This is a genomic window from Pseudoalteromonas rubra (genome assembly GCF_001482385.1).
Taxonomy (GTDB): domain Bacteria; phylum Pseudomonadota; class Gammaproteobacteria; order Enterobacterales; family Alteromonadaceae; genus Pseudoalteromonas; species Pseudoalteromonas ardens.
The window spans coordinates 186,524-212,720 of the sequence record NZ_CP013612.1; the positions used below are offsets into that span (position 1 = coordinate 186,524).

The 26,197-nt window shown below is 46.6% G+C and carries 21 protein-coding genes and 3 pseudogenes; 10 read left to right on the forward strand and 14 right to left on the reverse strand.

Annotated features, from left to right (window positions below; all coding sequences use genetic code 11):
• Positions 1-152 precede the first annotated feature (152 nt).
• Positions 153-1,211: a hypothetical protein gene (locus AT705_RS20185; RefSeq protein WP_058798178.1), complete on the forward strand. Its 1,059-nt coding sequence runs from the start codon at positions 153-155 to the stop codon at positions 1,209-1,211.
• A 30-nt stretch (positions 1,212-1,241) separates the two neighbouring features.
• Here the strand turns inward: AT705_RS20185 and AT705_RS20190 are convergent, their stop codons facing one another.
• The 3 genes from AT705_RS20190 to AT705_RS20200 all read right to left on the reverse strand — a co-directional run bounded on the left by AT705_RS20190 (position 1,242) and on the right by AT705_RS20200 (position 4,194).
• Complete coding sequence (locus AT705_RS20190; protein WP_058798179.1) at positions 1,242-1,598, reverse strand: gamma-glutamylcyclotransferase family protein; 357 nt, start codon at positions 1,596-1,598, stop codon at positions 1,242-1,244.
• Between the two features lie 140 nt (positions 1,599-1,738).
• On the reverse strand, positions 1,739-3,913 hold the full coding sequence (locus AT705_RS20195) for a DUF6351 family protein (RefSeq protein ID WP_082669093.1): 2,175 nt from the start codon (positions 3,911-3,913) through the stop codon (positions 1,739-1,741).
• A 62-nt stretch (positions 3,914-3,975) separates the two neighbouring features.
• Positions 3,976-4,194 (reverse strand): response regulator, encoded by a 219-nt coding sequence (locus AT705_RS20200; protein ID WP_237113865.1) that lies wholly within the window; start codon positions 4,192-4,194, stop codon positions 3,976-3,978.
• A 49-nt stretch (positions 4,195-4,243) separates the two neighbouring features.
• Between AT705_RS20200 and AT705_RS26025 the strand changes: the two genes are divergently transcribed.
• Positions 4,244-4,579: a GAF domain-containing protein gene (locus AT705_RS26025; protein WP_208856793.1), complete on the forward strand. Its 336-nt coding sequence runs from the start codon at positions 4,244-4,246 to the stop codon at positions 4,577-4,579.
• 19 nt (positions 4,580-4,598) lie between these two features.
• Here the strand turns inward: AT705_RS26025 and AT705_RS20210 are convergent, their stop codons facing one another.
• The 6 genes from AT705_RS20210 to AT705_RS20235 form a co-directional block, all read right to left on the reverse strand.
• Positions 4,599-5,381 carry a substrate-binding periplasmic protein gene (locus AT705_RS20210; protein ID WP_058798182.1) on the reverse strand — a complete coding sequence of 261 codons (783 nt, stop codon included), beginning with the start codon at positions 5,379-5,381 and terminating at the stop codon, positions 4,599-4,601.
• 18 nt (positions 5,382-5,399) lie between these two features.
• Positions 5,400-6,137, reverse strand: coding sequence for a substrate-binding periplasmic protein (locus tag AT705_RS20215; RefSeq protein ID WP_058798183.1), 738 nt, complete (start codon positions 6,135-6,137; stop codon positions 5,400-5,402).
• 142 nt (positions 6,138-6,279) lie between these two features.
• Positions 6,280-6,897: a hypothetical protein gene (locus AT705_RS20220; RefSeq protein ID WP_058798184.1), complete on the reverse strand. Its 618-nt coding sequence runs from the start codon at positions 6,895-6,897 to the stop codon at positions 6,280-6,282.
• Positions 6,898-7,054: 157 nt separating this feature from the next.
• Entirely contained in the window at positions 7,055-9,490 is a 2,436-nt protein-coding gene (locus AT705_RS20225) for a TonB-dependent receptor (protein ID WP_058798185.1), read from the reverse strand.
• Positions 9,491-9,749: 259 nt separating this feature from the next.
• Positions 9,750-10,460: a helix-turn-helix transcriptional regulator gene (locus AT705_RS20230; protein ID WP_058798186.1), complete on the reverse strand. Its 711-nt coding sequence runs from the start codon at positions 10,458-10,460 to the stop codon at positions 9,750-9,752.
• 57 nt (positions 10,461-10,517) lie between these two features.
• Positions 10,518-10,835, reverse strand: coding sequence for a hypothetical protein (locus AT705_RS20235; protein ID WP_058798187.1), 318 nt, complete (start codon positions 10,833-10,835; stop codon positions 10,518-10,520).
• Between the two features lie 251 nt (positions 10,836-11,086).
• Here AT705_RS20235 and AT705_RS20240 point away from each other — a divergent pair, with 251 nt between their 5' ends.
• From AT705_RS20240 to AT705_RS20260, 5 genes and pseudogenes are all read left to right on the forward strand, one after another.
• Complete coding sequence (locus AT705_RS20240) at positions 11,087-11,566, forward strand: DUF1203 domain-containing protein (protein ID WP_058798188.1); 480 nt, start codon at positions 11,087-11,089, stop codon at positions 11,564-11,566.
• A 309-nt stretch (positions 11,567-11,875) separates the two neighbouring features.
• A pseudogene (locus AT705_RS25775) lies at positions 11,876-12,175 on the forward strand (transposase); the annotation flags it as partial.
• Positions 12,176-12,266: 91 nt separating this feature from the next.
• Positions 12,267-12,566 (forward strand): annotated as a pseudogene (locus AT705_RS25780) (transposase); the annotation flags it as partial.
• A 91-nt stretch (positions 12,567-12,657) separates the two neighbouring features.
• Positions 12,658-13,629, forward strand: coding sequence for a hypothetical protein (locus AT705_RS20255; protein ID WP_058798190.1), 972 nt, complete (start codon positions 12,658-12,660; stop codon positions 13,627-13,629).
• Positions 13,630-13,958: 329 nt separating this feature from the next.
• Positions 13,959-14,318 (forward strand): annotated as a pseudogene (locus AT705_RS20260) (transposase); the annotation flags it as partial.
• 374 nt (positions 14,319-14,692) lie between these two features.
• Here the strand turns inward: AT705_RS20260 and AT705_RS20265 are convergent.
• Positions 14,693-15,184: an RES family NAD+ phosphorylase gene (locus AT705_RS20265; protein WP_058798191.1), complete on the reverse strand. Its 492-nt coding sequence runs from the start codon at positions 15,182-15,184 to the stop codon at positions 14,693-14,695.
• Between the two features lie 19 nt (positions 15,185-15,203).
• Entirely contained in the window at positions 15,204-15,629 is a 426-nt protein-coding gene (parS, locus tag AT705_RS20270; RefSeq protein ID WP_058798192.1) for a type II RES/Xre toxin-antitoxin system antitoxin, read from the reverse strand.
• Positions 15,630-15,977: 348 nt separating this feature from the next.
• Between parS and AT705_RS20275 the strand changes: the two genes are divergently transcribed.
• Positions 15,978-16,598, forward strand: coding sequence for a LysE family translocator (locus AT705_RS20275; RefSeq protein ID WP_058798193.1), 621 nt, complete (start codon positions 15,978-15,980; stop codon positions 16,596-16,598).
• 3 nt (positions 16,599-16,601) lie between these two features.
• Here the strand turns inward: AT705_RS20275 and AT705_RS20280 are convergent, their stop codons facing one another.
• Both AT705_RS20280 and AT705_RS20285 read right to left on the reverse strand, forming a co-directional pair.
• Positions 16,602-17,255, reverse strand: coding sequence for a hypothetical protein (locus AT705_RS20280; protein WP_058798194.1), 654 nt, complete (start codon positions 17,253-17,255; stop codon positions 16,602-16,604).
• Between the two features lie 76 nt (positions 17,256-17,331).
• On the reverse strand, positions 17,332-18,720 hold the full coding sequence (locus tag AT705_RS20285) for an aminotransferase-like domain-containing protein (RefSeq protein WP_058798195.1): 1,389 nt from the start codon (positions 18,718-18,720) through the stop codon (positions 17,332-17,334).
• 86 nt (positions 18,721-18,806) lie between these two features.
• Here AT705_RS20285 and AT705_RS20290 point away from each other — a divergent pair, with 86 nt between their 5' ends.
• On the forward strand, positions 18,807-20,186 hold the full coding sequence (locus AT705_RS20290) for a pyridoxal phosphate-dependent decarboxylase family protein (protein ID WP_058798196.1): 1,380 nt from the start codon (positions 18,807-18,809) through the stop codon (positions 20,184-20,186).
• Positions 20,187-20,236: 50 nt separating this feature from the next.
• Here AT705_RS20290 and AT705_RS20295 read toward each other — a convergent pair whose 3' ends face one another.
• Complete coding sequence (locus AT705_RS20295; RefSeq protein WP_058798197.1) at positions 20,237-23,731, reverse strand: PKD domain-containing protein; 3,495 nt, start codon at positions 23,729-23,731, stop codon at positions 20,237-20,239.
• Positions 23,732-24,127: 396 nt separating this feature from the next.
• On the opposite strand from AT705_RS20295, the gene AT705_RS20300 reads away from it, so the two are divergent.
• Entirely contained in the window at positions 24,128-26,176 is a 2,049-nt protein-coding gene (locus tag AT705_RS20300; RefSeq protein ID WP_058798198.1) for a winged helix-turn-helix domain-containing protein, read from the forward strand.
• Positions 26,177-26,197 lie beyond the last annotated feature (21 nt).

Below are 26,197 nucleotides of genomic sequence, written 5' to 3' on the forward strand. Positions count from 1 at the left end.
AGAGGCAGTTTTAAATTGACTTATTACTTAATTACTCGGTATAAAGTTACAGTTTTAAATTAAACATAAACTTAACAAAAGTGTCGTTAGATTGTTGTTTTCATATACTACTTTTGCCTGCGCTAATAACCAAAAAAACAAGGAAAAAGTAGATGAAACAAAACTATAAATTAGCACTTTGCGTGGCCGCTGGTCTGGCTGCTCAATCGGCCAATGCGGGCGAAACAACGCTTAAACTGACTAAACCTTCAGGTAACCCTAATTCACCTCAAAAAGTGCGTACTGTGAATCTGGGCTCTGTGGCAGATAGCTTGTTCTCAGACATGAGGCAGCTTGAGTTAGAAACTGAAGCGGATATTCGTCGCGATCTGAATAACATGAGCGCTGTAAAATACATTTATAGTGTCGATCTTGATGCAAAAAATATCTCAGCAACCTTCACGGGTACAGATAACTATAAGATCCGTCTGACAGTAGGTAACCTTGGTTTTTATACAAAAGTGAAGTTTGATGGTGTTGGCGTATTTTGCCCAAGTGTCAAAGTTGCCGTTCGTCTTGAAAACCTCAGACCTACAGTTACTTACAACTACTATACCGGCGCATTGGAAAACATTGATGTTAACTATGGCCGCGATGTAGATGTAAGCTGCTCTGGTGGCATATTGTCTTTACCTGGTGTTAGCCAGTTTGTTAATTACTTTGCTTCTAATTATGCAACCGCGAAGGCGGATGATTTGATTAAGGCAAATCTAAGACAGTTCGCTTCACTGGAAAGACCTGGTGCGCTATTTGGTATGCAGGAAATTCTGGCGGATAGTCGGGTACGCGGTAACGTTGACGCAGCAGAGCGTTATCTGGGTATTGATATCAACAATATCATTGGCAATCTTGTAACTGGCATGAACCTGAATGTTAGCCTAAACAGAGACGCTAACGGTTATAATAAGCACCAGGCGCACATCGGCGTATACCAGAGTGCACCGACAATTACATCCGGCTGGCGTGGACAGTTTAATGCCAGTGCACCAGGTGCGAACCGTATCAGCAAATATGCACTTAGCGGAACATGGAGCAGCAGCAGCTGGACACCGGGTGTGTTGTATAACAACCAGTTTATAGGTGCTATTGCTTACAATCGAGTCTATGGTGTTCCAAGTTACCTTGCCCAGAAACAGGTGACACTTGGCAACTGTGGTAAGGCTTGCGAGTAATTTTATGTATGGAGTAGCAGGCTGAGCCTGTTACTCTTCTATCAAGTTGGCACTATCACTTGCCGCATAGATCCAACAGGTTTTTCCAGACTTCAGCTTAGCCTCCTGCCTGACATAATCTGCAACTTCATAGCTGTCAGCGCGTGCCAGCTCCTGCTGGGTGATAAAAAAGACGGAACCAGCTACCTGGTCGTCAGGATTGGCTGTATAGATCAAGATTGGATGGAGGGCTTTACCGCTACTTTTAAGCACCTCAGGATCTGTAATTCTGACTCGCCCCAGCCGGTAACCAACCAGATAATCTGCCTCACCATCGAGTAGCCGGCCAAAATTATCTAACTGAACCTGAGACAGTTGTAATGTCCCGTATGAAAAAAGTGCTTCCATTAGGAGTCCTTGCGTTTTTGTTTGTAACTTAATCAAATCCATTGGTGCTGTAAAGTGCCTGAGTAATCTTGCGTGGCGGACTGGCCCAAATGAGTGCCCATATTCGGCAGTACAAGCAGTGCGGCTATGAGCAGTGCAATTTACAGATCACTGGGTCTGCCAAGGTCTCGGCCGGTATAATCACACACCCCTTCAGGAAAAGTTGCTTTAAGTGTTTCCACATGTGCACGCGCATTAAAAGGCAAGTACCAGCCTTTCTCGATGGCTGTTTCAACACTTATGAGGGCGCATTTGAACAGATCGCCTCCCCAGCCTCCACCTGCCTGAATGCGACTTGTGCTAAACATGGGAAAGCGGCTCTGGCACAGACCCTGAGGTTTGTTATTCCATTGTCCGTCAAACACGCTTGAGCCCGAGGCATAGGTACTGCCGTCCTCGTTGAAGCAGGTATCCTGTAAAGACACTGGTTTGGCAGCGGCAGCACTGAGCTGCGGATTTTGCTTCATTTTGAGCAACCAGGCATCCATAGCGGCAAAGGCCGCCGTTGTTGGGTTGTGATCTTTATGTGCAACCCAGATAACATGGTTGTCGCTGTGCCCCTTGTGCTGAGCGATTCGAATGCGGCTGTAAAATGAAGCAGACATGTGGTGCATGTCCAGCTCGTTTTCCAGGTAGTGGCGGGCATCAATAATCGGTAAGTTGACTTTACCAATGAAGACTTGCCCAGAGCGATAGGCTTGTTCCATTGCGGGAATTGAACCTCTATGCCTTGATGCCGGGCCGTCTGATGCTTTGGTGATATTATGGTTGCCCCATAAAGTGAGCCATATCGGTATACGTGTGCCCAGCGGCAGGGCAATTTCTTCCTGACGCATTTCTGGCTGAGGCTTCCAGCCACCAATGTGGTGATTGATGTGAATAAATTCGTCAAAGCTGATATGGCCCTCGCGCAAAGCATTTAATCCATACTGGACGCCGACATTGTCCCAGGTACTTTCACCAAACCCTTGTTCGTCGGTACCAAAAATGTGTTTAAGATCTTGCCAGTAACTCCAGTGTGTTTGTGCAATCACTTCGTCAGAGAAAAAAGGGCGTAAAAAGCCTTGTCTGGGGTTGTTGATAAATGCAGACAGGCCAAAGTAACCATTGATGCATTCACTATTACCGTCCGGGAATGAGGGGGCAAAGCCCGCCATCAGCTGATTGAGAGGTTGTAAAAACCCGGCTTTTTGCGGGAACTCATTTATCGCGTTAAGACCTTCTATCAGCCTTCTTCGCTCCCAATCTCGCCATGCTTTCGGGTTGTTTGCGCGAAAGGTAAAATAGTTATTGAGTAGATCACAATCTAACGCATAGGTGGTCTGAGTGATCATGTCCGGGTAACTATATAGAGGGATTAGACCATCTAAAATGCCCTGGCTATTTTGACCAATCAGGTATTGTGCTAACCCACCTCCTGAGCCCCCAATGCCCACGGTATAAAGAGGCTCGCCGTAGAGGCTGATAAACTGCTGTTTAACGCGTCTGGCCGTATCTTCTGCCAGTAGCATGTTGTATGTGTAGCTGGTTTTATTGCCACTTGAGCTGACCACTGCATAGCCGTCCAGTAATTGCTGCGCCTGACGGGTCATCACCCGAGCGGCTTTTTGTCGGCCTTGTCGATAACCAATGCCTGAGCCGCCATTAAATTGATAAATTAATTTTTTGTTCCACTGAGACTGACCTTGCCTGTTGCCAACTTCCTGGCGGGAAATGGGCATGACCAGCGTGTAAATAAAACGATTGATAGTGCCTTGTTCTACTCTGAACAGAGGCGACGAGTGGTGAGAGCGGGCTGTCTCTTCATTAAGCCTGACGGCAGAGAAACTGCCACCTTGTTCAATGAGGGTGAAATAAAACAACTGAGATGGCAGGGAACAATCTTTGCTGTACCCGATAACCTGCTCGCCATCATAGATTGGGATCCCCAGGCCCTGCTGATTGTCTACCAGAGGTTGGCCAAGTTCTGACTCTTGCGTCATACAAAAAAAGGGGTATTGATTAGGACCTGAGTAGAGATTGGTCACGGGGCCCGTTTCGCCCAGCGCTATCGGAAACGCAAATGATTCTGCAGGCCTGGGCACATTAGACACATGGGGCGTAAAGTTCAGCAGCGTATTTGCATTAGGCTGCGCGATAGCTTTTATTTGTCGGGTGCTTGCTTCATCATAGTGTGGATAATATCGAAAGACTGCAACAAGGATTACGCCAAGGATCAAGGTGATCAGAAAAATGAAGCTCGTTTTTTTGCCCATAACTACCTCTGCGGTGATCATTGCTGCTCATAGTATTAAGTGTAGGGCGAAAGTACCGGAGGCATTGTTGTTTATTTGTTATTTCAGTGGACAGGGTTGTTACTGCTCTGAACTTTATCGATGGCTTTAAGAGTGGCCAACTTGGTTGAGGGTTTGGTGATATATCCCGTTAAACCCAGACTTGCCCATTTACGAATGAGCTCTTTGTTGCGGTTGGTAGACAAAGCAATAGTCGGTAGTTTTTTGCAATGCTTAAAAGTGCGTATGTTTTTGGTGGTGTTGTAGCCGTTCAGTTCAGGCATAAACAGGTCCATAAACACCATATCAAATTTCTTTTTCCTCAGAAGCTTAATGGCATCAAGACTGATGGCGCGGGCTCATGCGCGTCCAAAGCGGACTTCCCTGATTTTGTCTGAGCTGCCACTGCACTGCGAGGGACTCGCTTTTCAGTCAGCAAGGACAATAGTTCTGAGAGAGAAACTTGCTTTTGATAACCCCCTGGTAACAGGAGAGCTGAGTATCCGCTTTTATGTGGGTTGTCCACTCAAGCATCCCAATGTCTGTCAGGTAGGAACTTTGTGCCTGATAGATTTTGAGCCTCGGGAACTTAACGAGTTCGATGCCTCAATTTTGGCTCAGGTTGCTGCTGATGTGGTAGAGCGACTGATCAAATTAAGCCACGAATAGCGCATAAAAGGATGTGCTGTTAATATTGATATTGACTCTTAATAGATTGGATCAGGGGATCGGGCAGTGCTGCCATGGCTGCCTCAAGCTGACTGGCAAGACGAGCATTACTATGTCGATAACCTATGTACTGGGGTTCTGAGTGAAAGTCCTGCGCCAGTATCAGTACAGGTAAGTTAAACTTCTTAATCATATGCTGCGCCCATTGCTTATCGACCAATATGGCGTCGACGCGCGCTGTTGCCAGTATGCCAAAAAAGGTTTTTGCATGCTCGTCGTTTTCTTCATAGTAAGAACGCCTGACTAACCGGGCATTGAGTGCTTCTAATTTTCGATATACAGCTTTGGGATAAGGGTATTCTGTTGCCAGCATGATCCTGGGTGTATCAATACGATTGAAATCATTTGGATTTTTCAATCTGTCAGCGGATACAGCCAGACTCAGTTGCCATGATGTTGCAGAGTCTGAAAATGTTTCCAGTCCATCTGTTTTGTCCACATGCAGCGAAAAGTCTGTACTGCCAAATTTAACATTGGCGATACAGCGTTTGAATGGAAGCTCAGTGAATTCGACGCTACGATTTATGGATTTAGCCGCAGCTTTGAGCAGGTCAACTTCCATACCACGGGCAACACCATTTTGATCGATAAAACTAAAGGGGCGCCAGCGTTCAAAGCAGACAGTGATGGGTATCGGGTGAATGTCACGTTCAGGTTGTAATGTCCTGGCGGTACTACTCATTGATAACCCAAATTGGGTGATCATAAAAGACGTAATCAGTATTGATTTAAAGCGTGTCATTGGCTCCTCTGAAAAGCGCTAATATGATTGTGGCAAAAACAGTGACGGTGCATCTCGACGTAAACGTCGCAGTGCCTGATTCATACTGTGAACCCACTGAGCATTTACTTGCTTGTTACAGGCAAACCCCAGGTAGGAACGAGCTAATGGGAGGACGACTCTGTAGTGTGACGGATCAATACCAGCCCGTTTAAACTGAAAGCGGGCGATAATATCGCCATAAGCAATTAAGTCAATTCGTTTAAGTTTGAGCATTTGCACCAGTTCAAATCCTGAGGCCAGAAAAACAAGATTATCGTTATTGACACCAGACTGGCGCAGTAGCTGGTGGCCAATGTCGTTTTTAACAACGCCAATTTTATAGTTTTTTAGATCTGAGAGGTTTGACACCTCGTATTCGTTTTCTCTGTGACCAATCATGGCCACCTGATTGTCAATCGATGGACCGATAAACTGGAATAGTTTGGCCCGCTCCTGAGTGTAAGTAATAGAAAAAATACAGGTTTTAGGTGAGATCATGGTCATGCGATAGGCTCTGGGCCAGGGCACCAGCACGATGTCTTTTTTGTCCAGAGTCCAGCCTAGTTCCCGGTAAATGCCATCCAGAATGCGGATTGATAATCCTTCTATTTCCCCATTGATATGATAATTAAAAGGTGGGTAATCTTCAGTTACCCAGTCCAGATCGGGCGTATCATAGGTTGCGCTGAAGCTTAGCAGTGGAAATAGAGCCAGTAAAAGTACTAACTGATGCATTGCAACTCACCTCATTGTCAGGCTGGTGCTGAATTTCAGCAGAGATCTGCAAAATTACATAATTTCAGTATAGTACGTTGAGCACAATTGCATGGCTTGTTGGCCTTGTGTTGTACAAATTGACTGCAATGCCACGCATGATTTAAGTTGGTTGATATAATGAAAACACATCACTGGCGCTTCCACTTGGGTCGGCTTCTAATGGCTTGTCCTGACTGTCACCAAGCAGGTTGTCGATAGCCGCTTCCAGTCTGGCTTTGAGTTCATCGATTTTGTCTTTTAACTTGTCTTTTTCATAGCCCGGAAGCGTTTTATCATCGTGTATTTCTTGCTCTGTCAGGTCAAGCATCTCAATTCTAACAGTGAGCTCTTTGTAGGCCATAAAGTCAATGCCGAGGTTATTGAACAGCAAGGCTTCGTTGACTTCGTGGGGTTCGACTGTGACCTCGATTGGCATCGCCATGATTTCGTTCATGGTTTCCTGATAGAACTGGATTTGCTGCTGCTTTTCTGGCTGGCTTAAATCAACGCGTTTGTAGGCATTGTCTTTGGCAACCTGATAGTAATTTCTTGCCTGCTCAGAAATACTTTCATAATCAACCCCAACGGAAGCCGCAATATCGTTGTCCGGCTGTGTTCGCCAGGTTGCATTCAGAGCGCTGTTCAGTTGCAGTGTGAAGTGCGCCTGTTTGTTTAATTGTGCCTCATGCTGTGATGTGTACTGATTGGCGGAGAAGGCAGTTTGAGGGTTAATCTTCATTCAGTTATTCCTTTGCAATGGTGAGAATAACAAAGCAAAGACTGTACCTAAATTTGTTTTTCTGGCGGGATTATCAAAGTTGAAACTAAAAAAGCGAAATGAGCAGGCCCATTTCGCTTTGTGATCTTACTGTGTATCGGGCACATGGCCCGGCGTATTAGAACTGGTAGTTGACAGATAACTTAACGTTACGTTCGTTACCCGGTAAGCCGCCCAGGAACAGGGCTTTGCTGTAATAGCGCTCGTCTGTCAGGTTCTCAATATTCAGCTGGATCTGATATTTGTCACCCTGATAGCGTGCCGCAGCATCCCAGCGTGTATAGCTGTCAATGATAGCGGTAGGCAGACCGAACGATGCTGAGTTTACAGTACGCTCATCCACATAGTTGACACCCAGGCTGACAGTCAGGTTATTAATCACAGTTGCAGGTAGTTGGTAGTTTACCCACGCACTGGCCATTTTCTCAGGTACACCTTTTTTCTGCTCAGAGCGCTCTTGCGCACGGATCTCGATTGCATCCTGCCAGGTAGCATTCAGGTTTAAGTCAACCGACTCTGCCAGCGCCAGGTTTAGATCGATTTCTACGCCTTCTGACTCATCTTCATCGTCATAGAAGTATTGTGCGACACTGACGTTATACTCAGGATCTTTCGGATCATCGTTATATAACGGGTTGGTGTAACGCAGGTTAGTACGACTGGTTTCAAACCACACAATTGAACCCAGTAAGTCTTCGTCCAGCGCGGTGAAACGGATACCTAAGTCCAGTGATTCCGACTCAGAATCCGGGCGATTTGGTGAAGCAGTTTCATCAGACAAAGCGCCAAGAATACTGTAGGCTGTGCGACCTTTAGCAACATTTACAAATGCTGATAGTTGAGGGTGCACCTGGTAGTTAACGCCAAAGTTATAAGTCATGCCTGAGTCATCTGAGTCCAGCTCTTTACTGGCTTCTGGCGCACGGTCGCTGCCCTTATGCTGATACGCCTGCTCAATGGCAGAGTAGGCAAGGCCTGCACGTACAGTTAATTGCTCCGTCAGATACAAGACTTCCTGGAAGCTGATCCCATAAGCATCCAAAGACTTATCATAGTTGCTGCGCAATGACGGGTCATAATCCATGATATCGCCGGTTGCCCAGTTCGGGTTGCGAATATCCAAAATATACGGGATTGCATTGTCGCCTTTGGCGCTGTCGGCATCATAAACCGACCAGCTCTTTAGTGCCATTTCACGGTTTTCATAGTTAACGCTGACTAGGTGTTCACCCATGATGCCACCCAGGCTCCAGCCCAGTTGCAGGTCGGCAAAGTATTGCCAGGTTTGCTCCTCAGCAACCTGACGGCGATATTCCTGACGGCGCGCGGCGAAGGGGTGTAGCTCGCCATCAACGACTAAAGGTGCGCGAGGGTCGGCGTTAATAACACCACGGCGATCCCAGTAAACATAGTTATATGCGCCTGTCTGACGGGCAAACTCTGAATCATAGCTGCGCCATAAAACTTGTTGTGTCAGGGTTGAATCGTTATTGATATGCCAGTCGTGACGAAGCTTGACTCTCAGCTCTTCACCTTCGTTAGGTTTAGAAAGTGGAGAGATCAAGTTACCATCGCCCAAATCGTAAGGTCTTAGGCCATCGGTAGCCAGGATTGAAGTTGCAAGCTGTTCGCGTTGCTGTGCAGTCAGTTGAACACCTAAGTATTTTTTGCCTTCTTCGTCCATTTGGGCATCGTTTGGTAAGTCTGCTGCACTGATCATACCCGGTGTACCAGAGGTGCTGTCCCAGTTCATGATGCGAACGGGGTCACCAATCGAATCAATTTGCAAAGCATCATCAATATAAGCGGTTGAAAGCAGGAGTTTATGACTGTCATTTACGTCGAAGCTCAGGCTGGCATAAATTTCGTCTCTGTCTGATTGCAGGTCGCGATAGCCGTCGCTGCGCTCATGATTAGTGACAAGGCGGTACGCCCATTGATCATTCAGGCCACCAGTTGCATCAAAACCAATACCATAGCTGTTCCAGCTGCCAGCTTTAGCGCTGATCTCTAACGCGTCTTGTTGTTGTGGCTTTTTCTCAACTAAGTTGATTACACCACCGGCTGCACCGATGCCATATAAGCCGGTTGCCGGGCCCTTTAATACTTCAATACTTTCAACATTGGTCATTGAGCGGGTTGGGTTAAAGCTGTTACCCAAATCAGCACCGCCGTACATGCCATCATAAGTGTAATTCACACCCAGACCACGGACAGTTAGATTATCACCAATGCCGTAGTTGTTGCCTGCCTGTCCCAGACCACTGACGTTGCGTAGTGCTTCTTGCAAAGTCGTTGCATTTTGTGCTTTGAGCAACTCTTTATCAACAACCACAATGGCCGCCGGCGTTTGCATTAACGCCATGTTAGATTTGGTGGCTGTGCCTGATTCTAGAATTAGTTTGTTGTGTTTGCCGTACACACTAATTTTTTCGATGTTTTCGTCATCGTTTTGAGCAACAACGATTGTGCTGTTAACCGCGGCACCTAACAGGGCGACTTTAACGGCATTGGCCAATAGATTTGGTGAATTCTTTGAGCGAGAGAATTGCATTTTACACTCCATACAACTAAGGAACCCGGCTTCGGGACTGCAGAGGGAGCGCATACTAACAGCGATTTTAAATGATAACAACTCTCATTTGCGTTTAATAAATGTTGCTTGTGTGGCGAATTATTTGATCTGGTTGACTGGCTGAGAATGAATTATTGATAATTTATTAAATAAAAACAATCGAGTAAAAAAAGCACACAGATCAGATGAGTATTTACACTCGTTTGCTACTTAAACTGGATTGGATGGGCATCTGGGATTAGAGGTCCGTCTGATCCGGGTCATCAGCATATTTGGCCTTAACCAGAGCGATATAGTGCTGCAGGTTCTTTTCTTTAGTGAGTTCAAACGGGTGCGTTAACAGGGAGATGTCACAGACCCGATCGAGTCGAAACTCACGGTAATCGTTGCGTAGAAGGCAATGACCGATAATGGTCCATTTACCACCCCAGTAGACCAGCCCGAGTGGCTCTATGTCGCGTTCGCTATATGCCTCTTTGGCATCTTTATAGTGTAATCTGACCTGGCGTTTCTGAATCACAGCTTCACGTAATGTACTACTGAACCTCTGATGATCTTCGGTGTGGCCAAAACTGGCGGCAACATAGGGAAAGTCGTCCAGTTGTTGTTTTAGGTGGTCAGGAAGCGCCGCTTCAATTTTAGCCATTGCACTGCTGGCATGTTCCGACAAGACAGGATCAGTCCAGGCACTGGCCATACGGGTGCCTAACAATAAAGACTGTAACTCCGCAACGGTAAACATCATGGGTGGCAAGTCACACTGGGCTATCAGGTAACCAATGCCAGCTTCGCCTTCGATAGGCACGCCAGAGCTTTGAAGGTGCTGAATGTCGCGGTAAATAGTGCGCTCAGACACATTCAGCCGCTCGGCAAGTTGCTTAGCTGTGATGGCCAGGCGCCGTCCTTTAAGCAGGTTAACCAGCTGAAATAATCGCTCAGATTTATGCACTATGTTACTCCGTGGAAAAGCCGGGAATTTATCCCGGCATTGGTAGGCTGAGTCAGGTTACTCACTGCAAGGGGTTTGCGCAACCACCTCTGTCAGGGTGAGTGACAGGCTCTCTTTGTCAATCACTGCCGCAAACTGCTGACACACTTTCTCATGCTCAAATGCTTCCTGTACGCGCTTGGCATCTTCTAGCGTATTCCAGTATACAATGTCAGTGTAAACACCGGTTTCAGCATGCTTTGACACAGAGCGGTACAGCAGTCCCGGTTGTGTTTTAATGTAAGCCATAAAGTGTTCATTTTGAATCAGAAAATCTGCTTCGGTGACGCCGTTAGCTAATTTGAAGGTAGCGATTTCTACGATATTTGTACTCATGTTTTTGTCTCCTTGTTTAAGTTGGTGACAGTAAAACACGCAGTTTTGTCAGGGAGTGTCAGTAGGTTCTTTTTAGACTAACTACATTTGCTATCAATCTGTTGAGATGTAACATTATTTTTATTAGTGTATGATTTGAAATAATTTAAGGAGCTTTATTGGTTTGTCTATACATAGGTCACTTGTCACCTTGCAAGGTAGCGAATCTTGCAATGGCTTACCAATAATCTGTTAGCTATTGAGGGAGTCAAATGAAATATAAAATAGTACCTGTGAGAGCGGATTTCTTAGATAAAGTTAGAAATGTAGGTATAGACGATCAAAACCAACCTGTAGAAGTATTGGAAGCTAAAGGTGGTGAACCATGTCGAGATGTGCTTCGTGGTGCAAAGGCTGGTGAAGAACTAATATTAGCCAGTTATTGCCCTTTCACTAAAACAGGCCCGTATAAAGAGTATGGTCCCATTTTTGTGTTGGCTAACTCGAAGAGTCAGGAATTTGATGTTAACAAACTGCCATTGCCAAATGGATCAGTAACCGATTATTTAGGTCACACATTTGTATTAAAAGCATACTGTGAAAACGAGCGTATATTAGACGCGAAATTGACATCACCAGAACAAGCAGAGTCAGACCTTGAAGTGTTTTTAACCAATGAAAAGGTAAGCTTTGTAATTGCAAGGTATGCTGCTTATGGTTGTTACAGTTTCAGAGTTGAACGTGCGGCATAGCTAATAATTTGATTAATCGGAAAAGTTTACTGTGTCGCTTTATGCATTGCGCTTCGCTCGAACAGCCAAGCCCAGAAAAATTTGTAAATTATCAAAGCGCTGAGGGATCCCCTCATAATTGAGGCCTCCCAATCCGATGTATCAAGCGTGCGGAGTTGCAAGGACATCCACCAGAAAGTTGCAAGAGTGAAAAGTTGCAAGGACATTCACCAGAAGCCACAAGTTGCAAGGACATCCACAAGAAACTGGCGTATGTATGTTACACCGTCTACCTTTAGTTCAAACTCAATGGATTGAGGGTGACGGATTATGCCAACCGCAAGGAAGAGACAGGTTAGCTTATCAGATACAAAGTATTACCACTGTATATCCCGGTGTGTTCGCCGGGCATTTCTGTGCGGCGTAGACCGCGTAACGGGCAAGTCTTTTGAACATCGTAGAGATTGGGTTGAGGAAAAACTGCTGACCCTTGCGAAGGTGTTTTGCATTGATGTGTGTGGCTACGCGGTTATGAGCAATCATACGCATATTGTGTTGTATGTAGATGATAAGAAAGCACAAAGGTTAGCAGATAAAGCAATCGTTCTTCGCTGGCATAAGTTGTTTAAGCGGAGTTGCAAGGACATCCACAAGAAACTGGCGTATGTATGTTACACCGTCTACCTTTAGTTCAAACTCAATGGATTGAGGGTGACGGATTATGCCAACCGCAAGGAAGAGACAGGTTAGCTTATCAGATACAAAGTATTACCACTGTATATCCCGGTGTGTTCGCCGGGCATTTCTGTGCGGCGTAGACCGCGTAACGGGCAAGTCTTTTGAACATCGTAGAGATTGGGTTGAGGAAAAACTGCTGACCCTTGCGAAGGTGTTTTGCATTGATGTGTGTGGCTACGCGGTTATGAGCAATCATACGCATATTGTGTTGTATGTAGATGATAAGAAAGCACAAAGGTTAGCAGATAAAGCAATCGTTCTTCGCTGGCATAAGTTGTTTAAGCGGAGTTGCAAGGACATCCACAAGAAACTGGCGTATGTATGTTACACCGTCTACCTTTAGTTCAAACTCAATGGATTGAGGGTGACGGATTATGCCAACCGCAAGGAAGAGACAGGTTAGCTTATCAGATACAAAGTATTACCACTGTATATCCCGGTGTGTTCGCCGGGCATTTCTGTGCGGCGTAGACCGCGTAACGGGCAAGTCTTTTGAACATCGTAGAGATTGGGTTGAGGAAAAACTGCTGACCCTTGCGAAGGTGTTTTGCATTGATGTGTGTGGCTACGCGGTTATGAGCAATCATACGCATATTGTGTTGTATGTAGATGATAAGAAAGCACAAAGGTTAGCAGATAAAGCAATCGTTCTTCGCTGGCATAAGTTGTTTAAGGGCAACTGGTTGACGCACAAATTCATCAATGGTGATGAGTTGAGCGAGTCAGAGCGCAATATGCTTGATGGAGACATCAGTGAATTAAGAATACGCCTTGCGAGCATCAGTTGGTTCATGCGGGTTTTGAATGAAGATATTGCCCGCAAGGCCAATAAGGAAGATGCTTGTACGGGCCGGTTTTGGGAGGGGCGATTTAAGTCACAGGCTTTACTGGATGAAGCTGCACTGGCAGCGTGCCTGGCTTATGTTGACCTGAACCCAATCAGAGCCAAAATGGCAGAGACACCGGAAACGTCAGACTACACCAGCATTAAAAAGCGTATTGAGTATGCACAGCAAGGTAAGCAACCTAAGGGGTTGCTGCGCTTTGCAGGTAATCCAAGAAAACAAATGCCTAAGGGGCTGCCCTTTGAACTGACCTATTACATACAGCTGGTTGAGCTAACAGGCCGGTGCATGCGTGCAGACAAGCGAGGTTACACCAGCGATAATCAGTCATTGCTGACACGATTGCAAATAGAGCCGGATAACTGGCTCAAACTGACTAAGCAATTTACAAAGTTATTTCATGGTGCAGTCGGGCGAAAACAAGCGATGACAAATTACTGTGAGCACCTTCACAAAAGGCGACGAGCTAATATAACTCAGTGCGAGCGATTGCTGGGTTAACACCTTTCATTAAATACCATTTCGACTTATCCAAACTCAGGATTGGGTATGTTCTCGTATTATCTGAGCTTGACTATTTTGTAGGGTTTCGTGCTTAAACTTACGACTTTCACTGCTCAGAGCTTAAAGGAAGTGCAACATTTGATAGTCTCGCATTTCTTTATTAAACCTGAACACAATTGGTCTGTGATTTTACCGGTGGGTGTCACAGAACAGCCTTTCTGCTCAGAGCTTGAAGGAAGTGCAACATTTGATGTCTCGCATTTCTTCATTAAACCTGCCCCACAATTGGTCTGTGATTTTACCGGTGGGTGTCACAGAACAGCCTTTTTAAAAAGCGTATTGAGTATGCACAGCAAGGTAAGCAACCTAAGGGGTTGCTGCGCTTTGCAGGTAATCCAAGAAAACAAATGCCTAAGGGGCTGCCCTTTGAACTGACCTATTACATACAGCTGGTTGAGCTAACAGGCCGGTGCATGCGTGCAGACAAGCGAGGTTACACCAGCGATAATCAGTCATTGCTGACACGATTGCAAATAGAGCCGGATAACTGGCTCAAACTGACTAAGCAATTTACAAAGTTATTTCATGGTGCAGTCGGGCGAAAACAAGCGATGACAAATTACTGTGAGCACCTTCACAAAAGGCGACGAGCTAATATAACTCAGTGCGAGCGATTGCTGGGTTAACACCTTTCATTAAATACCATTTCGACTTATCCAAACTCAGGATTGGGTACGTTCTCGTATTATCTGAGCTTGACTATTTTGTAGGGTTTCGTGCTTAAACTTACGACTTTCACTGCTCAGAGCTTAAAGGAAGTGCAACATTTGATAGTCTCGCATTTCTTTATTAAACCTGAACACAATTGGTCTGTGATTTTACCGGTGGGTGTCACAGAACAGCCTCTGCTCAGAGCTTAAAGGAAGTGCAACATTTGATAGTCTCGCATTTCTTTATTAAACCTGCCCTAGCTATGTAAAATGTTTAGGGCACCAGAGTAACCGACTAAAGTGGGCACTTTCTGGCGTGTTAGAGCACTTAATACACAATTGTGGCGAAATTAAGTTTGATTTAGTGTGGGCAACAGCCTTTCGTCTACAGCTATGTCTATTCTCTTTGCTGCACCAGTGATTTCTGTGAACAGCGAATGCGCCGGGTTTAATACTATGTTCATGTCTTGTGGTACGACTGCACTAGGTACCAATATCGCTAGGTTTTCTTTGTTATTCAGCAACTGGTCTCCCAGTGCTTGGGTTACTGAATAGTCTTTTTTCTCCTTTTGCCATGTCTCTGGGAGTGACTCAGTGTTGAGCACAGAAACGAGTTGTTTGGGCACGGTTATCTCCCAAAGCTCAAGGTCACTTGGTAACAAGTCGATACTTGTTAAATGAACGAGTAACTCTAGTAGGCAGCCCGATACACATTCGGAGCAGTAAATTGCTTCTACCCCTTTTGAGTTCCAGCGCCCCCCTAATTTGGCGGTGCCCGTCGGATCGAAGGGCCGCCTTGTCGCTTTAACAATGCGGTAAACACGATATTCATGATTATCCACTGTGATCTCCTAATATCTGTCATAAATACACTCCTTCATGGAGCCGTTCAATTAGTAATCGCACCTCTTCAAATCCTGCAGTGGTTTGAATTAACTCGATTGGTTTTTTGCCCTCAAGAGCAAATGTCGGCCTATTTAGCCAGGCTTTAGCTTTTTCTTCGTCTGCGAAGTATTCATCAGCAAGTTTTATGATCTGGACATATCGATAGATTTTGTCTGACTCCTCCTTACTGAAACGTGTGTGTGACTTGAGTTTCTTAGTGAGTGTACTTCTGTGTATATCAGTCCCCCTTATGAATTCGGCTTGAGTTATGTTGAGCCGGTTCAATACCCTTTGATAAATTCCAACTTCAAAGCCATTCGTTACTTCTTCGAAAATTGTTGATTTTTCAAAGCCAACAGCCCTCCAAATAGGTTGGTTTGGCCTCTCACGAAGTTCAGCCATAGTTGTTCTCCTAACAAGGTAAGACAGCTAATGAGCTGTCGAAAAAAATGTCTAGTCCCAAACTGATGCGCCAGGCTAGACCGGATAATATGTATACTAGTACACATACTGATGTATCACAATGTACATATGTATATTGTGATACATTTGACTGAGTAATTTGGTGCATTTGTAATGTGCGTGAATTAAGAAGGTGTTTATGCACTAGGTCATTCCCAGTTTTTTGAGTTTGTCCCTAATAAATATAATCAGTGGTGCAGGTTGTTGCGACTATAAGAATGATTAAAACATTGGCCCAGACTATGAGCTCGGTTAGACTATGCGCTTTTTGATGTACGGGATAATGTGATGGAATTAACGGCTTGGTTGAGTTTGGCGTTTATATGTTGTGTGGGGGCTATGTCTCCGGGGCCAAGTTTGGCCGTTGTGTTGCGTTACAGCCTTTATCACAGTGCTCAGCATGGGATTGTTGCGAGTTTGTCTCATGGCTTGGGGGTGGGGATTTACGCCAGCTTATCTTTACTGGGATTGGCGAGTTTGATTGAGCAGTTTCCTCTGGTCTATCAAGGTCTGGTATATGCTGGTGCTGCCTATCTTGCCTATATGGGTTACAAAATACTCACGAGTAAAAGCAGTGGCATTAAGGTTGCTAAAGAGCATGATGCGAAGAGCTATGTTGCAGCGGCAAAAGATGGTTTTGCCATTGCCTTTTTAAATCCTAAACTGGCAATTTTTTTCCTCGCGTTGTTTTCACAATTTATCGATCCCGAAGCGCTCACTCTTAAGATCGCAGTGATTATGTGTATGACTGTGTTGGTGATTGACGCGCTGTGGTATTTCTTTGTGTCTGTCGTCACAGCCTCTGCCAGGGAGCGATTCGACTTAACTGCAAAACAAGCCATCATTGATAAGCTACTAGGCTGCGCTTTTCTGCTATTGGCTGCCCGGGTTGTTTATCAAACCATCTAGCGCTTAGTGCCAGCCATGCAACCGGACATAATTGCTGACCACAAAGACTTTTAGTGTTGGACTTACCACGGTGTAATGATCGAATTTCAACGCCAGTCGATGTGACCCCCGGCTGGCGACTGATGCGATATCCACATGGATACATTGTCCGTTTGGTAGCACCAGACTTGCGCCGCGCACAGTAAACATCTCTTCATACTGCGATGCGTTGAGCGGGAAAGTACAGATGCGGGCACCAGTGAGTGACAAAGAATCGACATGAAAAGATGCCCGGGGAAAGTTCAGCAATAACCGTACAGACGGATAGGGTGTAAATCGCCAACTGCGCGGCATGCCATGCCCTTCGACGATATGCGGCAGGTCGTCAATAATGGATAGCAGCGTTTGGTGATCCGGATGCCACTGACTGTTATTTTGACTAAACGCAGGGCTCATTGGTTGAGTTGGAAAGTCAACGATATTGGCTGTTTGCAAATGTGAATCGAGCAGACGCTCAGTTTGGGCGTAACTGGCCTCATGCTGGGCGAGTTCCTCAAGCAAGTCACTGGTAAAAGCCTTCAACTCATTACACAAATTGGCGTGTGCCTGAAATAAATCTAGCTGAGATGTTTCCACCACCAGGTGAATATAGTCCAGCTCATCCTGTGTCAGATCCATGATAGTAATCACCGCATAATTCGTAGTTTAAAAATTAAGCAGGTTTTGTACCAGTTTTAGTTTCATCTTTGACTGATTATTGACACCTATTCTGGATGGCGAGCTGAGCAAAACAAACAAGCTGTGATTCAATTTCTGAGCTCAGGCATTGACCAAAGTTAAGCCGAACATAGTTATGGTAGAGGTCAGTTGTCGAAAACGCATCGCCACAGAGGATATAAATCTGTTCATCACGCAGTTGTGCCTGAAGTTGCTGAGTATCGACCTGCGGCAACTCAAACCACAATACCAGCCCACCCTGCGGACGGTTAAGTTTGATGTTCGCTGGCAGCAATTGTATCAAAATCTGGATGTATCGGTTGCATTGTAAGGCAAGCGACTGGTTGAGTTTTTTCAGATAGCGGGCGTAATGCCCCGCGCTGATATAATCTGCCAGTGCCAGCTGGAGCGGTCGATTACACCCCAAAGAGCGAACCCGGATCAGGTCGCTATAGGTTTGGTGAAAACGTCCGGGTGCACACCAGCCAAGCCTGAACCCCGGCGCCAGTGTTTTGGAAATACTGCTGCACCAAATTATCCAGCCGTCTTCATCAAAATGCTTTACAGGCAGCGGCGTTGTGCCTGTGTGGCTGAGTTCCCGATAGACATCGTCTTCGATCACCGGGATTTGGTATTGCTTTGCCATCCATGCGAGAGACTGTTTTTGCTGTGTGCTGAGGCTGTGGCCAGTTGGGTTTTGAAAGTTAGCGCTGATCAGACAGGCCGCAATTTTTTGTCCGGCCATGGCGTTTTCTAACTGGACCAGATCTATGCCATCCTGGTTACTTGGGACTTCCAGCACTTGCCTGCCCATTACGCTCAGTGTATCCAGCAAGCCCGTGTAGCATGGTGAGGGTACTGCTATCACATCCTGTTCTTTGGTCGTGATCTCCAGCGCTGTTTTGACCGCATCCAGACAGCCCTGTGTGATGATCAACGCCTGTTCCTGCAACATAAAGCCTTGCATTTGGAGGTGCTCTGACAGTGCGCGTCTCAATGTTGGCTCACCGAGTGGGTCGCCATAATTAAACATGCTGAGGTTGCCTCGCATCGTCCGGTTCAGTGAGGAACGCAGTTGTTGCGTATCTATCAGGCTGGTGTCGAGTTGTGCGGTGGCAAACCCCGACCTGAGTCGTCGTGGTGGGGTTTTAGGTAACGCACTGATTTGGGCATCAAATTGTGCGTGTTCAGTGAGTGGTACTGGCGTATGTTCTGAGCAGGGAAAAAAGCCGCGTTTGGGATCTGCGCGAATGTAGCCGAGAGACTCAAGATACCTATAACACGCCAGTGCCGTGGTCATACTGACCTGATGCAGGGCACTGAGCTGACGTAATGAAGGCAATGGCTGATCTTGTGGATATTCCCCGTCGTCCATGGCGCAGATAAACTGCGCTGCTAACACTTTGTATTTTGCCTGCTTGCTCATCTGTTATCTAAAAAATCATATTTTTTGTATCTGTTACCTTTTTTCTATCACGTTACAGTGAGAGCGTAAAGTTAAAAGGAGCCATCATGCATTCATTATTTTCTCAGCCGTTACCAACCTATACGCAGTTGCTTGCTGCGCTGGAGCAAGCATGCAATGAGTTTAGGGACTCGCTTGATACCCGCAGGGTAAGTAATCCGAACGTTTGTCTGGAAGCACGAACGCTCGGCGAACAGCCTGCGGGATTCGAGGCATTCAGCCAGATTTTTAACGATGAAATCGCACCACAGCTTTCAGCCAGTAACGGCGGGCGTTACTGGGGCTTTGTCACTGGGGGTGCCAATCCTGTTGCGACTTATGCTGACTGGCTGGTCACCTTGTATAACCAAAATGTATCGAAAGGTGGAGATTCGGTTGCAAGCCAGGTAGAACGTCAGACTATCAAGTGGTTAACTGAACTATTTGAGCTTCCTGCGATGTTTGAGGGGGTGATGACCACAGGTGCGACAGCCGCGAATGTGTTGGGCGCAATGACTGCCAGACAGGAAGCCGGACTGAGACAAGGAATAGACGTTGCGAAAGTCGGAAGCAAAGATCTGGACTGTACTGTATTAGCCGCGACGCCGCATGCCAGTATGGTTAAAGCGCTTGGGCTGGCTGGGCTGGGCCAGGAAACCTGGGTCCAGATTGCCCGAGAACCCGGCACCGAAGCCATGGACATACACGACCTGGCCCGCAAGCTGAGTGAGTGTGATAGTCCGGGAAAAATCGTGATTGCCAGTGCTGCAACGGTGACAGGAACAGATTATGACGATCTTACTCAGGTAGCGCAGCTATGTCGCCGACATAAGGCCTGGTTACATGTGGATGGTGCATTTGGTATTTTCGAGCGACTACTTACGGGCCCAAATGGCAAAACACAGGGGATTGAACTGGCAGACAGCATAACACTGGACTGCCATAAATGGTTAAATGTGCCCTATGATTGCGGCGTATTTTTGACTCGCCATCCGCATACTTTGTTTGCAACTTGCAATGTGGATGCACCTTATCTGGCAAACAGTGAAGAGGCGTTTCCTTTTATGTCTTTGGGGATTGAAAACTCAAGACGCTTCAGAGCGTTGCCTGTCTGGGCTACTTTGCTCGCTTATGGCAAACAAGGTATCAAGGTGCAGATCCAACGTAATGTGGCACAGGCTGCGACTTTGGCTAACTGGATTGACGCCTCACCAGCATATGAACTGGTGAAAGCCTGTGAGCTGAATGTGGTTGTGTTCTCGGCCAGCGCAGCAAATGCTCATGATACGGAGGCTCTGTTAGCACAGTTAAACGAAGCTGGTCAGGTGTTTATGACGCCTGGCAGATGGCAGGGAAGCCCTGTGATACGGTGTGCATTTAGTAACTGGCGTACTGAACAACGAGATGTCGAGTTAGCCATTGCTGAACTATCCAGGTTAGCAAAGTAAAGGGAAATGGCGATCCCTTCAGATGTGAAGGGATCGCACATGGAGTCTACTTAGCGGCGCATATCTGCATCAAATCGCATATATGAGCTGGTTGGGTCGTTTTCAGTGGCTGGGTCCGGTTCCATCATTTTCAGCACAGACACTTTCCAGCCATCATCGAGCATTGAGCTTGGCGAAATGACATAACCTTCAGCACTGAGTCCGGAAGCTGGGGTGTTTGCCATCAGCATCAGTTGCCCTTGATTCACAGACCAGGTAAAGGCACGTGTTTTACCCTCTGTGACCATCTCGGCTAAGTTCCCGCTATGGAACTCCACATACATAGTCTGATCGCCATTGATAAGCGCATAGCGTTCATACATCAGAGTGTGGCTATCGAACATAGGTTGACCAGACATAGGTTTAACACGCTGTACTATGCCCAAGTCATTGCCATCTTTCCACTGGATCACATCGCCGTTCAGGAACATGGCGAATCGCGTGTCACTGTCTGCGAGCTGATTCAGTTCAAACGTTAACTCAGTTTGGCCCGTGCTGGCATCATAGCTAAAGCTACCATAGTTGATTCCAGCCATGGCTGAATCGGCGCTCTCATAGTCAGCCTCAAAAAACTTATTATCGGGCATAAATGCCGTTACCCAGATCCGACCCTGATCGAGCGGATACTCCACATAAGCACCCACCAAGGGGTTATTTGCGTCGGCCAGTCGGGTGAAGGTGAACGGGGGCTCACCCTCAACATCAACTGTCAGACTGTTACCATCGATCATCATGGTGTGTTTGAGCTCAGAATCAAATCCATACGAGCCATTAGCGTCAAAAATCATATCGACCATAAATTCGCCAGTGCTGTCATTCCAGCTGGCATAACCGACTTCCAGACCTGCCATCGCATCAGGTGTATCATCTGATTTAAGTTCCATATGGACCCATTTACCGTCGCGGATCACGACCACAAAGTCGGGCTCGTTGGGGTCATACCAGGCGCCGTTAAGTGGGTCGGTTGAGTAAACTGGCACAGGGTGGGTTATCATATTGGCCTTACTCGCTGCCTGACCATTAAGGTAGTAGGTCATTTCCTCACCTTGCTCGCAGTTGGTATCTAATGGGTAATTACAGACCTTAATATAGTCGCGATCAAAGCCTTTCAGGTCACTCACAGTGACCGATCCAGACTCATCAGAATGTAGCTTGCCTGATTTAACAGAGTAAGTGCCTATTTCGCTAAAGTTACTGTCGCGGATTACCCGGGTAAAGGTGTCTTCGTCGCTGTAATTCAGGAAGTAGTATTTTATCTCAGCCTGAAAACCGCCGTTCAGGATGTGGAAAATACGGTTATCCATCCACATATAATCAAATTGGGTAAAGGTCGTACCAGTTTTCACGTACTTGAGCATGTAACTGGAACCCGGGCCCGGATCAAATGAATTAGTAAAGCTATGGCGTACATACCAGCTGCTGTTATCCATAGAGATAACCTCATAGTGATTACTGCCAACGACTGAGCAGCTCTCGGGCGTTGCGCCTTCAGGGCACTGATGGACATTCCGCTGATTCATGCTGTCATAGTAGGTATTGAGCGACAAGGAGCGACCATCAATTTCCCAAACCTGAGTGTACTTGTTCAGCTGTAAATAGCTGACACCATTGACATAGTTGTCAAAGAAATAGTTTTGCGGCAGGTTTTCGCCATAGTAAGGCACAAAGCGCCCTTGTGCCATCGCATTGTTCAGGGTGACACTTTGCTCAGGCATTATGATGCCTGTGCGGTGGCGGTGCGTCATTGACGCCATTTTGTCTGGTTCAGTGGCCACAGCATCATCAGTGATGGCCCAGAATTGGAAGCCATTTTGCAGTGATTTTAACAACCAGTAAGTGAGCGTTTGTGCTTCCATAGTGTCAGTTTTGGCAAGCATCACAACCAGGTTATTGGCACTCACTTGCCAGCTAAAATCACGCTCGGTGCCATCTGGTAAGGTAGATTTGCCGGTGCCATCCTGGTTGAACATCATCTTGCCTGTTTGCGGTAGATAGTACTCGTTGCCGGTTTCACCCGCCATCAGGTAGTACATTTGGTCAAAGTGCCACACTCCTTGCATTTGCGCCGCTGTGGGGGTAATGGTGTTGCCACGCACAACCATAGTAAAGTCTTCAGTGTCAGATACATCCGCATTTAAAACAGTATCATCATCGGCTTTGATCTCATCTCGCACGCCAGTCAGGCTGATTGCTTTGGCAAAGTCATTGTCATCGTAAATGCTAAAAGTTGCAGTTTTGTACCGTGAGTAGCAGGTATAGTTCATGCCTTCGGTATTTTTACAACTGTGCCTGGGGGAGAAAATACCGTCACCAAAAACAATACTCACTGCTCCGTCAGTCGCCTGTGTCCAGGTGATGGCACCGCTGGTATGATCGGTGAACGTACCTGTGCCGTCCTCGTTTAATGTCATTTCTGTAAAGTGGCTGCGGAAGTATCGTGTTGAACCAATCAGGTAGGAACCAACAATGGAGCCTTCACCATTATCAACAAGTTTGTCGTCGTTTTTGATCGACTCTTTGGTTGTCTCAATTAACGTTGGATCGGAGTCATTGATTGTATTCGTTAGCTCATCAATAGCACCTTGGTTTGAAACCAGTTCGAAGGTATTGTTTACCCCCGTGGGCAATGAGAATTTGGTATCGCCGCTGCCATCGACAACCAGTTTTATCAGTGCTGATAAGGTCAGTTTTTCGTTGGCATCAACACCGACCAGGGCATTGTTCAGCTCGTCCGTGGTTTGCGGTACACCGCCCACTGAACGTGTAACCAATGCATACTCCGCAGTTGTTACATTGGTGATGTTCACACCAAAGTTTTCGCTGCTATTGACTATACCATCATCACCAGCCTGAGTAGCGACAGCTGCAAAACTCTCCAGCTGCGAATAGAATTCGACATTCTCCTGGTTGGTTCCACCATTGGCCTGGATGCGGATGAGTCGGTTAACGGCGGAATCATCAACATCAAGCTGAATGGTGTAAGTACCATCGTTACCTGCGGTCGCCGGGAAGGATTCATCGCCTACGTAGACCATCAAAGAGGCATTTGCGACCGGTGCATCGGTCACTATACCGTTAAGTGTGACTGATCTCACCAAGCGTTTTACTGTGAAACTTTTCGTGGCTGTGGAAGTTGCCCCATCGTCATCTGTTACGGTCACCGCAATAGTCATAGCGGTATCTGTGGTTACTTCGGGCGTAGTGAAGCTGACATCGCTGGTGGTGCTGTTGTTTAATGTCGTTGTCGGGCCTGATGTGATACTCCAGCTGTAGCTGGCGATTTCGCCATCGCTGTCTGTCGCATTGGCTTTAAGCGATACTGCCGTTTGCTCAAGTGCTTCGCTATCGCCAGTAATACTGACCGAGGGCGCTTGGTTTTGTACACCAGGGTCTGGGTTAGGATCTGGGTTAGGGTTGGGTGATGGGCCGCTATCTGATGAGCCACCGCACCCAGCCAATATGGCTGTCAAGCCAGAGGCTATTAGTAATAATTTGAGACTTTTCATAAACACACCTGTTTTATTTAGCGAAATGAACTCGCCTTTCCTTTGGTTATTTAGTGAGCAGGGTAAGCATAGTTTATAAGTCGAAAAAGTGAACTTTAAATGGCCAGAAATCTCAGTAATACCAGTGATACAGGCTATTGTATGCAATTTCCTTCATAGGAATTGAGCTTTGACCGAATTTTGTTCAGGTGAGGTGGGTTTTTGCAATGATTTTTCACTGGCGGGTTGCAAAGCAATGAGATGATCATAGACTAAACCCTAACGTGTTTCGTCATGGTTTCCCTCGCTGTCGGCGAGTGCAAAGACGTAATAGCAAAAGAATAATAACGAGCCCAAATTTGCCAGCTTTGAGCTACCTACTGGGTAGTGACATGGCAGAGGGTTGACGAGAAATCCATGGATTTTATACAAATTGGCGAGTTTCGCCTTTACCAACACACCAATGAGCTGATTAATGATGAGCACCGCATTACACTGGATCCAAGGCTGCTCTCATTACTGACATTTTTTATCAACAATCCCAATCGAATTATCGGACGGGATGAATTGCAAAACGCAATCTGGCAAGGCTCTATCGTAACGGATAATGCCATCAACAAGTTGGTGGCCAATCTCAGAAAAGTGTTTTGTGATGACCCTAAGGCGCCTCGATACATCCAAACCGTGCCTAAACAAGGTTATCGCTTTATTGCGCCCATCAATTCAGGTGTGGAGGACACTTCAGCTTCGTCGGTACACTCCGTTGCGCAAAAGCCTGCTCTATCGCGTTATTTGTTGCGGGGCATACTGGTGCTGGCTGGATTGCTGAGTAGTCTTGCCTGGATTTATGGTCGTTCACCGTCATTACAATATGGCGAGAGTCAGGCGCTGAGCCGGGTTAGTGGCGGCAAGATGTTTCCTATTGTGCTGGCATCCCAGTCTCATGTAGCTTTTTTAAATGTCACTGCGGATCAAGGGCGCAGTTTGTGGGTGGCCGATTACGAACGTGACAATCGTGCTTTACCGCGGTCTGTTGATGCCCCGGGTTATCATTTACAACAATTGCTGGGTAGTCAGGGCGAGTATTTGGTTTTTAAAGGCTACTATCAGCAGCAGTGTGGTTGGTTTAAAGCCAGGCTGGACCTGGCAGCACAGAAACTCGCTCCCCCCTCAGAAGCCTTGTATAACTGTGACCTTATCTACCATGACAGCATTTATGTTGCAGGCGAAGACCGCATATACTCACTGGCTCATGAACGCCGTTTCGAGCATAAAAACGATTTATATACCTTTAATTTCTCTGGTGAAATCAGTAAGTTGGTAACCGAGCTGGAATCGACATGGCGTCTGGCCTACCTGGATGCTCACCCGGAGACAAGTGAGCTGCTGCTGACAGCACACACCAATGACGGAAACAGCAGAGTGATCACTTATGATCCCGGATCGGCAGAGCAAGCCCTACAGATTGCCCGAACCGGCCTGATGCACGGCGCGATTTGGGACCACACCCACAGTGGGATTGTATTCTCCTCGTCTAGCCCGCGAACTCAGATGTATCATCAGTCTTTCACAGCTAGCCAGCCGACTTTGCTCAGTAGCCTCAGCGATAAAATCTGCTGCAACATTGCTCGCCATAGCAATGGTAAGGATTACATCTTCACAACTTACGATAAAGACATTGAGCTCCAGTGGCTGGAAACAGGCTTTGTACTGGATAACAGTAACGGGCTGGATCGTTCGCCCCGTTTAGCACATACCGACACAGGTGTGTATTTTATTTCTGACCGTTCCGGCAGCTCACAGGTGTATTATCAGAAGCCACAGGAGCAGGCCAGACCGCTCCCCAGACTACCCGATCACGCGCGTCTGAGGGACATGGCTTTGTCACCTGATGATGAGTTTTTGCTGATCAATCACGATAACCACGCCATGTGGCTGATCCCCACCAATGAGGCACAGCAAGGTAATACCTTATTTTTCGATGGCTATATTTATCAGCAAAGTTGGCTGAGTAATAGCTTGTTTGCGCTGTCTGTGAAGCAAAATGAGCTAAAACGCGTGCAAATTTACAATCGCCAGATGCAGCAAGTTGCGCAGCTGCCACAGGGTTGGATATCGGCATTTACGGATCCTGCAACGCCCGAGTATGTGTATGTGACAGACATAGAACATGTCCTGTATCGCTTTGCGTTTGCCAGTATTTTGAATGGCATTGATCAGGCGCAGGGAGAAAAAATAGGGGAGCTGGAGCCTTTCTCAAATCTGGAAATAGAAAATGGCATAGTGTATCTGATGACCAAAGAGTGGCACGAGCTGACCCGATATAAACTGAGCGATGAAGGGTTACATCCTTTGTCCCGCCAGGACATCGGCTCCTATATGGGATTTGATGTGCGTGACGGGCAAGTGATCTATGGTCGTAAAGCGGCTTTCAGAAGTGATGTTTACAAGACGGTAGCACGTTAACAGCAAAGCGCGTTGCCAGAA

Bases quoted from the DNA above. Each gene is read 5' to 3' on its own strand.
- AT705_RS20185 (WP_058798178.1), top strand. From the start codon at position 153: ATGAAACAAAACTATAAATTAGCACTTTGCGTGGCCGCTGGTCTGGCT.
- AT705_RS20190 (WP_058798179.1), bottom strand. From the start codon at position 1,598: ATGGAAGCACTTTTTTCATACGGGACATTACAACTGTCTCAGGTTCAG.
- AT705_RS20195 (WP_082669093.1), bottom strand. From the start codon at position 3,913: ATGATCACCGCAGAGGTAGTTATGGGCAAAAAAACGAGCTTCATTTTT.
- AT705_RS20200 (WP_237113865.1), bottom strand. From the start codon at position 4,194: ATGCCTGAACTGAACGGCTACAACACCACCAAAAACATACGCACTTTT.
- AT705_RS26025 (WP_208856793.1), top strand. From the start codon at position 4,244: ATGGCATCAAGACTGATGGCGCGGGCTCATGCGCGTCCAAAGCGGACT.
- AT705_RS20210 (WP_058798182.1), bottom strand. From the start codon at position 5,381: ATGACACGCTTTAAATCAATACTGATTACGTCTTTTATGATCACCCAA.
- AT705_RS20215 (WP_058798183.1), bottom strand. From the start codon at position 6,137: ATGCATCAGTTAGTACTTTTACTGGCTCTATTTCCACTGCTAAGCTTC.
- AT705_RS20220 (WP_058798184.1), bottom strand. From the start codon at position 6,897: ATGAAGATTAACCCTCAAACTGCCTTCTCCGCCAATCAGTACACATCA.
- AT705_RS20225 (WP_058798185.1), bottom strand. From the start codon at position 9,490: ATGCAATTCTCTCGCTCAAAGAATTCACCAAATCTATTGGCCAATGCC.
- AT705_RS20235 (WP_058798187.1), bottom strand. From the start codon at position 10,835: ATGAGTACAAATATCGTAGAAATCGCTACCTTCAAATTAGCTAACGGC.
- AT705_RS20240 (WP_058798188.1), top strand. From the start codon at position 11,087: ATGAAATATAAAATAGTACCTGTGAGAGCGGATTTCTTAGATAAAGTT.
- AT705_RS20255 (WP_058798190.1), top strand. From the start codon at position 12,658: ATGCCAACCGCAAGGAAGAGACAGGTTAGCTTATCAGATACAAAGTAT.
- parS (WP_058798192.1), bottom strand. From the start codon at position 15,629: ATGGCTGAACTTCGTGAGAGGCCAAACCAACCTATTTGGAGGGCTGTT.
- AT705_RS20275 (WP_058798193.1), top strand. From the start codon at position 15,978: ATGGAATTAACGGCTTGGTTGAGTTTGGCGTTTATATGTTGTGTGGGG.
- AT705_RS20280 (WP_058798194.1), bottom strand. From the start codon at position 17,255: ATGGATCTGACACAGGATGAGCTGGACTATATTCACCTGGTGGTGGAA.
- AT705_RS20285 (WP_058798195.1), bottom strand. From the start codon at position 18,720: ATGAGCAAGCAGGCAAAATACAAAGTGTTAGCAGCGCAGTTTATCTGC.
- AT705_RS20290 (WP_058798196.1), top strand. From the start codon at position 18,807: ATGCATTCATTATTTTCTCAGCCGTTACCAACCTATACGCAGTTGCTT.
- AT705_RS20295 (WP_058798197.1), bottom strand. From the start codon at position 23,731: ATGAAAAGTCTCAAATTATTACTAATAGCCTCTGGCTTGACAGCCATA.
- AT705_RS20300 (WP_058798198.1), top strand. From the start codon at position 24,128: ATGGATTTTATACAAATTGGCGAGTTTCGCCTTTACCAACACACCAAT.